This window comes from Vibrio sp. S457-15 (assembly GCF_000960545.1).
GTDB classification, from domain to species: Bacteria; Pseudomonadota; Gammaproteobacteria; order Enterobacterales; family Vibrionaceae; genus Vibrio; species Vibrio parahaemolyticus.
On sequence record NZ_JYOQ01000114.1, the window covers coordinates 227,628 to 242,094 of the forward strand.

12 protein-coding genes are annotated in these 14,467 nt (G+C 44.5%); 5 read left to right on the forward strand and 7 right to left on the reverse strand.

Annotated elements, in window-relative coordinates:
• The first annotated feature begins 236 nt into the window (after positions 1-236).
• Positions 237-638: a hypothetical protein gene (locus tag UF05_RS10015; RefSeq protein WP_031781943.1), complete on the forward strand. Its 402-nt coding sequence runs from the start codon at positions 237-239 to the stop codon at positions 636-638.
• A 66-nt stretch (positions 639-704) separates the two neighbouring features.
• On the opposite strand, the gene UF05_RS25700 is transcribed toward UF05_RS10015, so the two are convergent.
• The 3 genes from UF05_RS25700 to UF05_RS10025 form a co-directional block, all read right to left on the reverse strand.
• Positions 705-800, reverse strand: a complete 96-nt coding sequence (locus UF05_RS25700; protein WP_005494570.1) for a MetS family NSS transporter small subunit — start codon at positions 798-800, stop codon at positions 705-707.
• The gene (locus UF05_RS10020) at positions 797-2,263 is read right to left on the reverse strand and encodes a sodium-dependent transporter (RefSeq protein ID WP_045545729.1); all 1,467 of its coding nucleotides are present in this window, start codon (positions 2,261-2,263) and stop codon (positions 797-799) included. Before UF05_RS10020 ends, UF05_RS25700 begins: the two co-directional genes overlap by 4 nt.
• A gap of 477 nt (positions 2,264-2,740) precedes the next feature.
• Complete coding sequence (locus tag UF05_RS10025; RefSeq protein WP_045545730.1) at positions 2,741-3,331, reverse strand: outer membrane beta-barrel protein; 591 nt, start codon at positions 3,329-3,331, stop codon at positions 2,741-2,743.
• Positions 3,332-3,458: 127 nt separating this feature from the next.
• Between UF05_RS10025 and cydH the strand changes: the two genes are divergently transcribed.
• Together cydH and UF05_RS10035 are read left to right on the forward strand one after the other, a co-directional pair.
• Positions 3,459-3,551: a cytochrome bd-I oxidase subunit CydH gene (gene cydH, locus UF05_RS24525; RefSeq protein ID WP_005494575.1), complete on the forward strand. Its 93-nt coding sequence runs from the start codon at positions 3,459-3,461 to the stop codon at positions 3,549-3,551.
• A gap of 30 nt (positions 3,552-3,581) precedes the next feature.
• Complete coding sequence (locus UF05_RS10035) at positions 3,582-4,733, forward strand: patatin-like phospholipase family protein (protein ID WP_005453952.1); 1,152 nt, start codon at positions 3,582-3,584, stop codon at positions 4,731-4,733.
• A 68-nt stretch (positions 4,734-4,801) separates the two neighbouring features.
• Here the strand turns inward: UF05_RS10035 and pyk are convergent, their stop codons facing one another.
• On the reverse strand, positions 4,802-6,244 hold the full coding sequence (gene pyk, locus UF05_RS10040) for a pyruvate kinase (RefSeq protein WP_020841027.1): 1,443 nt from the start codon (positions 6,242-6,244) through the stop codon (positions 4,802-4,804).
• Between the two features lie 421 nt (positions 6,245-6,665).
• Here pyk and mlc point away from each other — a divergent pair, with 421 nt between their 5' ends.
• Together mlc and UF05_RS10050 are read left to right on the forward strand one after the other, a co-directional pair.
• Complete coding sequence (mlc, locus tag UF05_RS10045; protein WP_021453636.1) at positions 6,666-7,883, forward strand: sugar metabolism global transcriptional regulator Mlc; 1,218 nt, start codon at positions 6,666-6,668, stop codon at positions 7,881-7,883.
• A gap of 288 nt (positions 7,884-8,171) precedes the next feature.
• On the forward strand, positions 8,172-9,125 hold the full coding sequence (locus UF05_RS10050) for a chemotaxis protein CheV (protein ID WP_005494587.1): 954 nt from the start codon (positions 8,172-8,174) through the stop codon (positions 9,123-9,125).
• A 57-nt stretch (positions 9,126-9,182) separates the two neighbouring features.
• Here UF05_RS10050 and UF05_RS10055 read toward each other — a convergent pair whose 3' ends face one another.
• From UF05_RS10055 to imuA, 3 genes are read right to left on the reverse strand one after another with little or no spacing between them, the layout of a single operon-like run.
• A complete protein-coding gene (locus UF05_RS10055; RefSeq protein ID WP_029838882.1) occupies positions 9,183-12,257 on the reverse strand; it encodes an error-prone DNA polymerase in 3,075 nt (1,024 codons plus the stop codon).
• A 6-nt stretch (positions 12,258-12,263) separates the two neighbouring features.
• Positions 12,264-13,667 (reverse strand): Y-family DNA polymerase, encoded by a 1,404-nt coding sequence (locus tag UF05_RS10060; RefSeq protein ID WP_045545731.1) that lies wholly within the window; start codon positions 13,665-13,667, stop codon positions 12,264-12,266.
• 4 nt (positions 13,668-13,671) lie between these two features.
• Positions 13,672-14,364 (reverse strand): translesion DNA synthesis-associated protein ImuA, encoded by a 693-nt coding sequence (gene imuA / locus UF05_RS10065; RefSeq protein ID WP_021448897.1) that lies wholly within the window; start codon positions 14,362-14,364, stop codon positions 13,672-13,674.
• Positions 14,365-14,467 lie beyond the last annotated feature (103 nt).

Genomic DNA, 14,467 nt, shown 5'->3' on the forward strand with positions numbered 1-14,467 from the left:
TTGTATATTGCTGAATAACTTATTATCTATTGCTTGCCTACCTGACTTTCTTGCCTATATTTTTCACCTATTGGTTTCATAAGTACGACCTAGGATCACCTTATTGAACCTTGTGATCTCAAACTCATCTTTACTTTTGTCGGCTTTTTCGTACAAACCGTTTACTCACTGATGACATAACAAATATTGAACATGTTTGAATTATGCACGATGTTTTTTAAGAATTGATAACGTGTATGAAGAATAAAATTATCTTAGCTGTGGGTCTTATTTCTAGCTCGGCAATGGCGGCTAACGAGCCTGCTAATCTGTCTGTCGGTATGGCAGTAGACCAGCAATTGAGCGTGGTTGTGGAAGTTGATAACAAGTATCGAGGTATCATTGGCAACGATGGCATGGCGTTCGACTATATCGCGAAGCGTGGTGCGTTTGACCAGAATATGCCAATCACTTGGTATGTCGGGGTTGGTGGCTGGTATGAGTGGGATGACGAATTTGGTATTCGTGTTCCACTTGGCGTGAACTGGGACCTATCGAAAGGGTGGGACGTTTATGCGCAGATCCATCCTGAGCTCGATTTCTATAAAGGCCCTGACTTACAGTTGGGTGGGGCAGTTGGTGTGAAATACAGCTTCTAGCTCTCAAATAAAAAATGCCGGCATAGATGCCGGCATTTTGTGTCTGATTAAGACGGAATTTCAATCTTACTGTTTGTTCATCGCACGTTTAATGCAGATAGCTGCACCGCCCCAAGTGATGCCCAAACCAAGAACCATCATAATGATTGCGCTAACGGTCATTTTACTGCCTCCTTGCGGTTTGCTGCGTTGATAAGTAAGCCAAAGATAAAGAGTGCGGCAATTATTGCCCAACCTAGAGTTAGATCGTAGCCACCATAGCCTTCTGTAAATAGAGCATAAAGCTTAGTTGCCAAGATGATTGCTAGCATGATCGGTGTGATAAAGCGTAAACAAATCTCAAACCATTGACCGATAGAGAAATCAGAACGCTCATTCACGTAGCCGCGTACTTCTGGTACACGATTTAGCAACCAAGCCATCAATACGATTTCAATCAAGCCACCAACCATAATACCAACATTGTTTGCAAAGTGGTCGACTAAGTCTAGTAGCAGTAGGCCACCGTTGGTCGCAAATGCCATTGACACAACAAAGCCAGTACCGATTACCACATTTGCTGCTTTCTTACGGCTCCACTTTAACTTATCAATAATGGCTGACGTCACGGCTTCCATAATCGAAATGTGTGAACTTAGACCGGCCACAACAAGCGCAAAGAAGAACAGCGGGCCAAGAATGTAAGGCGCTGGCAATAGGTTAATTGCCGCAGGTAACGTCACAAAGGCAAGGCCTACGCCGGCAGAGACAACTTCTGTTAGTGGTTTACCTTGCTCTTGAGCCATGTAACCCAATACAGAGAAGATCATGATACCTGCAAGGATAGAGAAACCACAGTTGATCAGTACGGTCATAAAGGCGTTGTTTGTGATGTCAGACTTCTCAGGCAAGTAGCTTGAGTAGGCCAACATGATTGCAAAGCCGATACTTAGGGTAAAGAAGATTTGACCATACGCGGCAGCCCACACTTTTACGTCCCAAATCTTGCTGAAATCGGGTTCGAACATATAGTTCACACCATCGAGTGCACCTGGTAGGAATACCATGCGACCGATCAGAAATAGAACCATCAAGAATAGAATTGGCATCATGATTTTTGATGCGCGTTCGATGCCGGACTTAACGCCACTTGCAATGGCAATGTAAGTGACAGCCCAAGCAATGGTCATCGCTATAACAATTTTCCATTGAATACCGCCTAAGTTTGTTGGTGAGTTATCACCTAGCTTTAGGTATTCGCTAAAGAAAAACGCGTTAGTGTCGGTTCCCCAACTTTGAGTAAACGACATACCAAAGTAAGAGATAGACCAACCAATTACCGCAACATAGTAAACGGCAATAACAGCAGCAACGCCAACTTGGAACCAGCCAAGCCATTCAAACTTCGAATGGATTTTTGCTAGTGTTTTCGGTGCTGAACCACGGTATTTTTGTCCCATACTGAACTCAAGGATCATGAATGGGATACCGGCAGTGATCATGGCAAAAAGGTAAGGAATAAAAAATGCGCCGCCACCGTTTTCGTAAGCCATGTATGGGAAACGCCAAATGTTACCCAATCCGATGGCTGACCCGACTGCTGCTAAGATGAATCCTGCACGGGATCCCCATTGTTCTCGCTTCATATCTGACTCCTATACGACTCCCTAAGGAATGAAGCTCTCTCAGTTGATCTGCAATCCCTGCTAAATTGTTAAAAGAAAGGACAACTGTTATCCGTCAGTTTTATGATCCTAAATTCTAACTTGTCATTAATTTGCAGAGTTATGTTTTGCCTAACGTAAGAGAAGTTAGAGATTAACTCTTATTATGTTGATGTGTGTTTGATAAAACTGAAATATTTATCTGTTTTCGTTATTCAGACTAACTTCTAATAATACAGAGCGCAATAGATTCTAAATGTTAACAGTAGTGTTTTGTGTGGTTTTAATGTTGTTAAATAGTGAGAAAGTAGGTGATCTGAAAGGTTGGTTAGGCGGTTTAGTGAAATAAATGACTGCTATATTGCTATTTGAATGGTCTTATGGACTATTTTTATCATTTAGGGCGTACGACTATCTTTTGCACACCCTATAGATAATGTTCCGGTTAATTTGCCTCAGTTAAAAGCGAAAACTAAAGCCTACGTTTGACTGAAATTGGTTCATCCAATCAGTATTGAATTTGATGATGCAGCTTGAACCATCAGATGGCAACGTACATGCACCAGATGTGTCATTATCTACGACCGTACCTAACCAGCGTACTTGTGCCGTTAGAGCAAAGTTTTTTGAAAATGCGTACTCTAACCCAGCAAAAGCACTGGCAGAAAAACCGTATTTTTTATCAGCCCAGTCGACGTCGGTGTAAGACCCGCCAACCCCCAACCCTACATAGCTTTGCCAACCTTCAGCGAGGGGATAGTAAATACTGCTTTGGAATTGTAAATAATGGATATCGGCGGAGTTCGACAACTCTTTGAGCTCTGTCGGTTGTGCAGAATAGAAAAGGCCGATTTTTCCCATTTCAAAAGGTGTTTCTATTGATAAGGCGTAACTGAGGGCAGGGTCTATGTCATAGGTGTTTTTGTTTTCATCTTCGACTTGCCCGCCGCCAGTAAAGCCAATAAATGGGGTTACGATAACATTTGCTTGTGCGCTCAATGCGCAGCTCATTAACATGCCCCCAACTAGCCAACTGAGTTTATTCTTCATGTCCTATCTCCTTATTATGACTAAGCTAATTGTGATGGCTTAGTCAAAATCGCGCGACTAAATTAACCAAATCTTGAACATGTTTCACACTGGTGTTATTAATTTGTTACAGGTCAAGGAGGCGTTTATGGAACACGATCTAAAATCCGCACTAATCATTGTCGTCAGTGTTTTCGCAGTGCTTTTGTCGTTCGGAATTATTGCGATTACGACGGCCTAACAATAAGCATCAGAAAACTGGCGTGAGCCGATGATACGTAACAGCGGTATAATCACCGAAAGCCATACAGAGCTCGATATAGAAGTTTATGAGCACTTTAGACATGGCAAAACTGCTCTAGTCACACAAGGAGGAGGGCAGCGAGGGATTTTTACCGCTGGAGTGTTGGATGCACTACTCCTTTCTAATTTCGATCCTTTCGATGAGTTTTACGGCACTTCTGCCGGTGCTCTAAACCTTTGCTCGTATTTATGTCGTCAACATGGCATGGGTAAAGCGTTCATTACCGAACTGACTACTTCTCCTGAGTTTTTTAATCTTTTCCGCTACATTCGTAAGCAACAATACTTGAGTCTTGAGTGGGCGCTAGAAAGAATCCAAGATTTTCCTTACAAACTGGATCTCGATTTAGGGCGTAAGACCTTGGCTGGAAGAGGGGCGTTTGCAGCCGTTACGAACGTGGAAAATTTATCCGATCAGTATTTGCCGATTCTTGGGGACGATTGGTTCCACACCATGCTAGCCACTTGTGCGATTCCTAAGTTGTACCATGGCCCTGTCGATGTAAATGGGCAAAAGTTTGTGGATGGTGGTGTTTCCGCCTCGATTCCGGTTCAAGAAGCGTGGCGACAAAATGCGCGCAACATTATTGTGATTCGCACAGAACCCTTCTCTGAGATAGAGGCGAGGGCGCAAAGTGAAATCGGAGACGTGCCAGTAGAATGGTATCGCGAATCCATAAACTCGGTGCAGCAATCTTGGCAACAAAAAGTCAGCCAATGGAAGTCTGACTGGACGTCTTTCTTCCAACAAAAAATTAATACTGCGCACCAGTCTAAGTTAACTGGGAAAATGCTTCTCAACGGTGGTCGTTGGTTATTTGGGGCTGATAATTTGTATCGATTAAGCCATTTGATTGGTGAGAATTTTGATTCTGGCTTGGCCGATATGCTGATGATTCACTATCAGACCTTTGAGCTAACGCAGGCGTTTTTATCAAACCCACCGGACGACACGTTTATTTTGCAAATTGCGCCCAAAGAGGGCTTGAAATCTTCTTCACTCCTGAGTGAACCAGAAGCGTTAGAGCATGATTATCAATTGGGCTTGCAAGCCGGGTTTAATCTGGTTCAGTTATACGATCAACTGAATATGGATCTTGAAGGTCGAGAAAGCGCTTAAGCTAGCGTAAGTCACCTAAGCGATAAACAAAAAAGGGCTCCACTGGAGCCCTTAGCATTTCTATTACGTTAGACTGGCAGAATACGCATGCAGTTGGTTGAACCAACGACGTCCATCACGTCACCTTGAGTGATGATCACTAAGTCACCTTCATGTAAGTAACCTTGCTCTTTGAGGCTAGAAATTGCGGCTTGAGCAGTTGGTAAGCCTACATCGCATTTCGCATCAAAGTACACTGGCGTCACGCCACGATATAACGCTGCGCGGTTGAGCGTCGATTCGTTACGCGATAAAGCAAAAATCGGCAAACCAGAGCTTAGGCGTGACATCATCAAAGCAGTTCTTCCTGACTCTGTTAATGCAATCATCGCTTTGATGCCTTCCATGTGGTTCGCTGAGTACATGGTTGCCATTGCAATGGTCTCTTCTGCTGTTTCAAAGGTGCGGTCGAGACGGTAGGTCGATAGACTTGCTTCAGACATCTTTTCTGCGCCAATACAGACATCCGCCATTGATTTCACGGTCTCTACCGGATATTGACCGGCAGCGGTCTCTCCCGACAGCATCACGGCATCGGTGCCATCCAAAACGGCGTTTGCTACGTCCATGACTTCTGCACGAGTTGGCATTGGGCTATTGATCATCGATTCCATCATTTGAGTTGCAGTAATGACAACGCGGTTCAAACTGCGAGCTCGACGAATGAGTTTTTTCTGAACACCGATCAGCTCAGGATCGCCAATCTCAACGCCTAAATCGCCGCGAGCGACCATCACGACGTCAGAAGCTAGGATGATATCGTCAATCGACTCGCTCGTGGCGACGGTTTCTGCACGTTCTACTTTTGCGACGAGTTTTGCTTCTAAGCCGGCATCCCGGGCCAAGCGTCTGGCATAGTGCATGTCCTCGCCATTGCGTGGGAAAGAAATGGCCAAATAGTCGACCTTAATTTCTGCGGCTGTGATGATGTCAGCTTTGTCTTTTTCCGTGAGTGCATCGGCTGATAAGCCACCGCCTTTTTTGTTGATGCCCTTGTTGTTGGATAATGGACCACCAACGGTCACACGGGTATGGACTTTATTTCCTTCTACGCTGGTGACTTGCAATTGAACTCTGCCATCATCAAGCAGTAGAATGTCGTTCGGTGAAACATCTTGAGGCAGTTCTTTGTAATCCAAACCAACGGATTCTTGGTTCCCTTCGCCTTTTGGTAAGTCGCTATCTAGTGTGAATTTATCGCCGACTTTGAGTGTGATTTTACCGTCTTTAAAGGTCGAAACACGAATTTTAGGTCCCTGTAAATCGCCAAGAATGGCAACCTGACGCCCTAATCTTGCGGCAATCGCGCGTACTTTTTTAGCGCGTTGAATGTGGTCTTCACTTGTACCGTGAGAAAAGTTCATACGAACGACGTTCGCACCAGCTTTAATGATCTCCTCCAGTACATTGTCTTTATCAGTTGAAGGGCCAAGAGTGGTGACAATTTTCGTTCTTCTTAATTTGGAAGTCATAAATTCTCCGAAGAATGCAGGTGTAGGACAAGGTAACTCAAATTTTATTCTTACTTAATCTAACCACTGTCGAGGTCAGTATTTTCTAAGCTCGATGCCAGCTAGGTATAAGTATATGCACAGATTGTTTGCATGAAGAGTGACACTCGCTAAAACAGACGGATAATACATAGAGGACTAACGAGTTAGCGAAAACCTCTTTGTAGGGATGCTCTGTGGTCGCTTATGTTGCTCTCCTAATTTGAAGAATAAAATAAGTTATTTTTCAAACAATTTAACAGGAGTAGATTTCCCGTTATTTGATTGAATACACAAACAAACATGTTTATACGTGATGCTTGTCACGGGGATTTATTAATTCACTTCACAATTACTTCGCAAAGTAAAAAAATTGTCTCGTTATAGAATTTCGGAGTGCAAGATGTACATGGCTCAACCGGGCCATATTGATCATATCAAACAGGTCAATGCTGGTCGTGTATATAAACTTATTGACCTAAAAGGTCCAATTTCTCGAATTGATTTGTCGAAGCAAAGTGAGCTTGCGCCTGCGAGTATCACCAAAATCACTCGAGAATTAATCGAAGCACACTTGATTCATGAAACTACCGTACAAGAGGCGACAAGTCGTGGTCGTCCTGCCGTAGGCCTACAAGTTAACAACGAAGGTTGGCAGTTTCTGTCGATGCGTTTAGGTCGTGGCTATCTGACTATTGCTCTGCATGAGTTGGGTGGCGATGTCTTGATCGATACCAAAATCGAAATTCATGAACGTGACCAAGACGATGTTCTTGAGCGTCTTCTCTACGAAATTGACGATTTTTTTCAGACGTATGCCGATCAACTCGATCGCGTTACTAGCATCGCGATTACGCTTCCAGGCCTTGTAAACTCTGAGCAGGGCGTGGTGCTACAAATGCCTCACTATAACGTCGAAAACCTCGCTTTAGGGCCAGAGATTTACAAAGCGACGGGTTTGCCGGTCTTTATTGCCAACGATACGCGTGCTTGGGCTTTAGCTGAAAAGCTCTTTGGTCATTCCCAAGAAAATGACAACTCTGTTCTTATTTCGATTCACCATGGTTTAGGTGCCGGTATCATTCTTGATGGGCGAGTTCTTCAAGGCCGCCACGGTAATATCGGTGAACTAGGACATATTCAAATTGATCCCAACGGGAAGCGATGTCACTGTGGCAACATTGGTTGCTTAGAAACGGTTGCCAGCTCGCAAGCGATTCGTGAAGAAGTGGTAAGACGCATCTCTGAAGGTGAAGCTTCTATTCTCGCGGATCAAGAAGAGATGAGTATCGAAAGTATCTGTGAAGCCGCGGCAAATGGCGATCCTCTCGCGGTTGATGTGATTGAAAAATTGGGACGCTATTTAGGTTCTGCGATTGCTATCGTGATCAACTTGTTTAACCCAGAAAAGATTTTGATTGGTGGGGTAATTAACCAAGCGAAAGAGGTGCTTTATCCAGCCGTTCGCCGTTGTATTGAAGAACAAAGCTTGCCTGTTTATCACCAAGATCTTGAGCTGGTGGAATCTCGCTTTTATAAACAAGCGACGATGCCGGGCGCTGCGCTGATAAAACAAGCTCTGTATGATGGGCAGTTGTTAATGAAGGTGGTGGAAGGTTAATCACTTCTTTCTATCTTTAATTTGATTTAGGGTGTGGCTCAAGAGCGCACCCTTTTTTGATCTTAAAAAGCCATCAAATGACGAATCTAAGCAGCAGTGCATTGCTATGTGCACGTCATTGATGTAATTTGCACTTATATCTAATTTGGCTCATGATGTTAAACGTATCAAGCTAACGTATTGAGTTTACTTAGATATCTATATACTCATTAAAAAACGTCGCCTTGTATTCTCAGCAAGGTTTCCAATAAAGAGTGAAAAATAATCGTTCAGAATTTAGGTAGTAGTATGTCCGGAGTTTTAAATACGGTTGATCAGCGTACGAACTTAGTGGGTGAAAACCGACTGGAACTTTTGCTGTTCACGTTAAACAGTCGTCAGTTATTTGCGATTAATGTGTTCAAAGTGAAAGAGGTGATAAAGCTTCCGCCGTTGACTAAGCTGCCTGGCTCACACTACAACATCCGTGGTGTTGCTTCTCTTCGAGGTGAAGCCGTACCTGTGATTGATTTGCGTTGTTCGATTGGTTTTCCTCCTCTTCGTGGAGAAGCGGAAGAAGAAAACTTGATCGTGACGGAATATAACCGTTCGGTGCAGGGTTTCCTTGTTGGTCCGGTACGTAACATCATCAATACCGCATGGACTGAAATTCAGCCGCCGCCATCGACTTCTGGACGCTCTAACTACCTCACAGCTATCACCCAAGTGAAAGATGGTGATACTTCTCAAATCGTTGAGATTATTGACGTTGAGAAAGTGTTGGCGGAAATCGTTCATTATGATGTCACTATCTCAGAAGATATCTTAGATCACGACTTATCGCAGTCGATGGTTGGACGTAACGTTCTTATCGTAGACGACTCTTCGACAGCAAGAAACCAAGTACGTGACACCCTTTCTCAATTGGGTATGAACATCATCGAGTGCCGAGATGGTTTAGAGGCATTAACGGTGCTCAAGCGTTGGTGTGATGAAGGTCGTGACGTTGAAAAAGAGCTGTTAATGATGATTACGGACGCTGAAATGCCAGAGATGGATGGTTACAAATTGACTCACGAAGTCCGTAGCGATCCTCGTATGTCGAAGTTGTTCATCACGTTGAACACGTCACTCAGCGGTAGCTTTAACGAGGCGATGGTGCAAAAGGTAGGCTGTGATCGTTTTATCTCAAAATTCCAGCCAGATTTGTTAGTTGAAGTAGCACAAGATCGTTTACGTCAGGTGCTTTCTACAAACGCCTAACTCATCAATAAATGTAAACAAAGGGAGGGCAACCTCCCTTTGTTGTATCTGCTCATTCTAATGGAAGTCACGAGACTTACTCTGCAAGTTGGATAAGTAATGAGTACAGTCAATCAATTTACCCGCAATGACGTGGATGACTTCTCCCTCTCTTTCCAAAATACCTTTTACCATCAATATTTTTGAGGTGAGGTAAGCTTGCTTTTGCGCTCTTGCCGTCGCGCTCCATACCACAACATTAATGTTGCCAGTGTCATCTTCTAAGGTGAAAAATGTAACGCCTGCTGCAGTGCCTGGGGACTGCCTTCCGGTGACGACACCTGCCACAGTCACAAGCGATTTATGCTCTTTATCAACCAATTGTTTCATACGCGTAAAGCGAGGAAGTATCCCCGCTTCTTCTAGCAGAGTAATTGGGTGCCGGTTCAGCGAAAGACCTGTACTGGCATAGTCTTCAATAAGGCTTTCATATTCAGATGGCTGTGCTTGATAGCTAACGCTTGGCTCTTCGATATGATGAAACAAAGGCAAATCAGACAGTGAATCCATTGCTGCCCAACGTGCGTTATAACGGTTACCCGATAAGATCTGAAAGGCATTTGCAGAAGCTAATAATTCGATATCACGACGACTTCCCAGGATTTGTTTGACCTCTTGTATTGAGTGATAGCCCGTTTTTGGTCGTCGTTCGACTAAGCGAGTCGCGCTTTCCTCATTAAAGCCTTTAACCAATCGAAAGCCCAGTTGCACACCAAGTCGGCCATTGGGGCGTTGAATCAAATGATGCTGGTAATAGGAATGATTGACACAGATTGGCAGAACTTCGACGCCGTGACGACGAGCGTCTTGCACCAATTGAGAAGGGCTGTAAAACCCCATTGGCTGGCTGTTTAACAGTGCCGTATAAAACTCTGCGGGATAGTAGTATTTTAGCCATGCCGAGCAATACGCCAAAACGGCGAAAGACGCTGAATGACTTTCTGGAAATCCGTATTCACCAAAGCCACAAATTTGTTCAAAAATGCGCTCCGCAAATGCTAAGTCGTAACCTCGCTCTTGCATGCCATTGAGCAGCTTAGGCTTAAACTTGGCTAAATCACCATTCTTTTTCCATGACGCCATGGCTCGACGAAGTTGATCGGCCTCGCCACCACTAAACCCCGCAGCGACCATGGCAAGTTTGATGACTTGTTCTTGGAAGATAGGCACGCCCATGGTTCTTTCTAAAACGCTTTTCACTGCTTCTGATGGATAGCTGACAGGCTCTTCGCCGTTGCGCCTTTTCAAAAACGGGTGAACCATGTCGCCTTGAATCGGCCCTGGGCGTACGATCGCGATTTGAATAACTAAGTCGTAATAACAAGCTGGTTTTAAGCGAGGCAGCATGCTCATTTGCGCGCGAGATTCGATTTGAAAAACGCCAACGGTGTCTGCTTTTTGGAGCATGCGATATACATGAGGATCATCTTGTCGGCGAGTGATCTCAGCAATTGAAAGTGATCGCTGGTGGTGTTTCTCAATTAATTGAAAGCATTTACGGATAGCATTGAGCATCCCGAGCGCCAATACATCGACTTTCAGAAGCTCTAAGCTTTCGAGATCGTCCTTATCCCATTGAATGATAGTTCGATCTTCCATTGCTGCATTTTCAACGGGCACCAATTCATATAATGGACCAGATGAAATCACGAAGCCGCCGACATGCTGAGAAAGATGACGAGGAAAACCAATGATCTCATTCACCAGTTGGATAAACTGCTGACCTTTTAGCGATTCTGGTTGCAAACCAAGCTCAATAATTTGTGCTTGCCAACCTTGGCTACGGTCTCGGCGGTTAACATTTTTGATGAAAAAATCCAATTGGGTCTCTTCAATACCTAACGCTTTTCCGACCTCACGTACCGCACTTTTGAAGCGATAACTGATCACTGTTGCGGCAAGAGCGGCACGTTCACGTCCGTATTTTTTATAAATGTATTGAATGACTTCTTCACGGCGCTCGTGTTCGAAGTCAACGTCGATATCTGGTGGCTCTTTGCGTTCCTTACTGATAAATCGTTCGAACAAGACGGAGATTTGTCTTGGATCGACGGCGGTGATTTCTAAGCAGTAACACACGACGGAATTCGCCGCTGATCCTCGGCCTTGATAAAGAATGCCTTGCTGTTTAGCAAACATGACGATGTCATGAATGGTTAAAAAGTAATAATGGTACTTGAGGTCTTCTATCAACCTCAGTTCGTTTTCGATGGTTTGGTTGATGTCCTCCGGCACGCCTTCAGGAAAGCGACGCTCTTTACCTTGTTCCACCAACATTCGTAAGTAAGAATTTGGTGTATAGCCATTAGGAATCAGTTCTGTAGGGTATTCGTATTTCAGATCAGACAATTTGAATTTGCACAAATCCGCGATGTACTTACTTTCCTCTAGCCACTCTGGTTTGTAGATACGAATCAACTTATTCAGTGATCGTAATGCGCGTTCAGCATTAGAAAGACGTTCAAAGCCCAGCTTATCAACACTGCAACCATGCTTAATGGCGGTGAGTATATGTTGTAAAGGCAGGCGCTCAGCCGTGTGCATGAGTACGCCGCCACAAGCTGTAATAGGCAGTTGCAATTCGTGAGCTAGCTTCTCGCAGTGATTTGTGTAGGCATCATCGTCGCCACCAAGGTGACGTTGAATCGCAACCCATAGTCGATTGTTATGGTGTTGATTGAGCCAGCGCCCCCAGTAATGATCAATCGCTTGATGGGTAGGAAGCCACAATACTAAGCAGTGACGAATCGACATCAGATCCCACTCAGAAAGCTGATAGCTGCCTTTTTCGCTGCGTCGTCTCGCGTTAGTGATGATACGGCACATCTCAGCATAAGCTTTACGGCAGGGGCAAAGTAGGACTATTTGGCACTCTTCGTTGAGCCAGAACATGCTGCCGACGATCTGTTTGATATCAAGTTTATGCTGTTCAATCGTTGCATGGGCTTTGACCACGCCAGCGACCGAGCACTCGTCAGTAATCGCGATGGCATGGTAGCGATAAAAAGCCGCTTGCAACACAAGCTCTTCTGCATGAGAAGCGCCAGTGAGGAAAGAGAAATTAGACTGACAAAATAATTCTGCGTAACTCATAACGACTTAACAAAAATAGCCATGAAGAAACCAATGTTTATGTTGATCGCGAAATACCCATAACCAGCGACCTTGTTTGGTATGAGCAATGTAGTAATCGCGCATAATTTCGTCGCCATCCCACCATCCGGATACGATTCGTTCTGGTCCATGCACCAGCGATACTTGTTCTTGCAGAGCTATTGGGATAGGCAGTTGCATTGCTGGGCGCAGCAAATCTGGGATGTTATGAGTTGATACGTCTGGCTCATCGGCTAGTCGGTATTGGCTGGCTTTCTCCGGTCTTGGGTCGCAGGCAATATCTGGCTTGAGCACTGCACTTTTCCCAAGTTTGGCTTGGAGTAAAGAGAGCAGTTCTAACGCATTCATCTGTCCTTTTGGCCCAGAAAAAAGATCTCGCGCAGCACTTAAAGGCTCACCCTGACGAACAACTTTGAGTGTCAAACCGACCACCGCTCCATTAAGCGTGAGCGACTCTAAGCTCAAACTCGCCAGTTGTTGCCAGCGATGGCATAGATAATCGCCTTGAGCAGAGGTGAGTTGAAGATGCTGCTCGTGTTTATCGCGTTGATGGAGCGTTAAGCGAAGTTCAAAGGCGACTTTGTCTCGCAATTTTAGAAAGGTTTCGAGTTGGCGAAGGAGCTTTGCTAACGGTTTTTCAATCCATTGAACGTTTTCGATCTCAAACAGTAACTCCAAATACACTTGGAACGACTCGGTTGGATGGTAAAAGTCGACAGGGTGTTTGAACTGACCAGTAAGGCGTCCGACGTAGTTGACTAAATCAATATCAAAACGGCGAGCGATGTCTTGCAATGGCAATTCCAGTAACCCTTGCAGCGTTGTTACGCCCACTCGTTGGAGTTTTTCAACATTGGAGGGCGATAAATCGGTTAGGGTTAATGGCAACGGAAATAAAGCTTTTTGGATAGAAGTTTTATCTTCGCTAAGCACATTCGCACCAGATAACGCCATCAATTTAGCGGAAAAAGGTGAGAAGCCACAACCAAACTGAAAGCTCAATTTTAGTTCATCTAAATGAGTTCGGATTTTATTCCAATAGTTCTGTAATCCTTCATAGAGATTAAGCATTGGCGTCGCACGCAGCAAAATACCTTGGTTTGGCATCAATACGACATCAGAAGTGACCAAATACATCCATTGAGCCACCTCTTGCAACTTATTCCACTCCGTTTGTGGGTGGTAAGGATGTACTTGCAAGTCATGGCACAAAGACGCAGCACTGCCTAAGCCCATATTTGGCTTAATGCCTTGCTGCTCGGCCGTCTCGTTGTATTGAATAATCCGGCAGCGTTGACTTTCGACAATGACGACCGGGTGCTCTTGGTTGTTGCCAAACAGCGCATCCAACTGTAGGTGAGGGAAGTGCAAGTAGATCCACAAAACCATGTGATTATCCTTGATTCGCCAATGGGAAGTTCACCACAGTCGATGGGATATGAGTCATCACTGGCATCACCAACTGCGGGTAATCATGTTGAAAGTCGATATTGATACTGCCTTTGTTCCAGCCCCCTTTGCGTTTCAATACCTCCACATTTACGCCCTGTTCATGACCTTGCAGCTTTAAGCTCAATGACACAGGTAGGGACAAGCGATTTGCCATGCTCGGTTTGAGCATAAAAAGCGGACAAGCGCCTTGTTCACTGGCAACCTGTAAGCGTTTTACTTGGTGGATTTCTAGTTCGTCTTGCCATAGCAATACGTTGGCACAAACACCACTTTTCAGACACTGTTCTGCGGCCCACAAAGCATCTCGATGATGTGTAGGATTTACGACCCAAACTTGGTTTATATCTAAGCCAATATTGTGTAGAAAAAGCGAATTCATTAACGCTGGAGGTTGAATGAATGCGGTTACCCCTCTCGAAAGAGACGCTTTTAGATATGGAGCGAGTAAACGCAGTTCACCAATACTGCCTACGGATTCCATCTCTACCACACCGTGAGAAGGAAAGCCGCCACCAAGCAATTCGTCTAGCTCAGCAAAACCGGAGCTGCTTAGGAATTGATGGTCGTCCGCTTTTGTTAAATTGGCCTGCCAAACAAGATGCTGGCTTTTTAAGTGTTGTATGATGTCTTGCATAAATAAAATGCCTGTATATACATACAGTATATTTCTATGATGAAAACACGCAAGATTTTTGTAAGTGAGAAAATGAAAAAAGGCAGCGTTTGCTGCCTTTTTA

What these genes read in the sequence shown, in the direction of transcription:
- UF05_RS10055 (WP_029838882.1), bottom strand. Translation starts at nt 12,257, where the DNA reads ATGAGTTACGCAGAATTATTTTGTCAGTCTAATTTCTCTTTCCTCACT.
- UF05_RS10035 (WP_005453952.1), top strand. Translation starts at nt 3,582, where the DNA reads ATGATACGTAACAGCGGTATAATCACCGAAAGCCATACAGAGCTCGAT.
- UF05_RS10025 (WP_045545730.1), bottom strand. Translation starts at nt 3,331, where the DNA reads ATGAAGAATAAACTCAGTTGGCTAGTTGGGGGCATGTTAATGAGCTGC.
- imuA (WP_021448897.1), bottom strand. Translation starts at nt 14,364, where the DNA reads ATGCAAGACATCATACAACACTTAAAAAGCCAGCATCTTGTTTGGCAG.
- cydH (WP_005494575.1), top strand. Translation starts at nt 3,459, where the DNA reads ATGGAACACGATCTAAAATCCGCACTAATCATTGTCGTCAGTGTTTTC.
- pyk (WP_020841027.1), bottom strand. Translation starts at nt 6,244, where the DNA reads ATGACTTCCAAATTAAGAAGAACGAAAATTGTCACCACTCTTGGCCCT.
- UF05_RS10050 (WP_005494587.1), top strand. Translation starts at nt 8,172, where the DNA reads ATGTCCGGAGTTTTAAATACGGTTGATCAGCGTACGAACTTAGTGGGT.
- UF05_RS25700 (WP_005494570.1), bottom strand. Translation starts at nt 800, where the DNA reads ATGACCGTTAGCGCAATCATTATGATGGTTCTTGGTTTGGGCATCACT.
- UF05_RS10015 (WP_031781943.1), top strand. Translation starts at nt 237, where the DNA reads ATGAAGAATAAAATTATCTTAGCTGTGGGTCTTATTTCTAGCTCGGCA.
- UF05_RS10020 (WP_045545729.1), bottom strand. Translation starts at nt 2,263, where the DNA reads ATGAAGCGAGAACAATGGGGATCCCGTGCAGGATTCATCTTAGCAGCA.
- UF05_RS10060 (WP_045545731.1), bottom strand. Translation starts at nt 13,667, where the DNA reads ATGGTTTTGTGGATCTACTTGCACTTCCCTCACCTACAGTTGGATGCG.
- mlc (WP_021453636.1), top strand. Translation starts at nt 6,666, where the DNA reads ATGTACATGGCTCAACCGGGCCATATTGATCATATCAAACAGGTCAAT.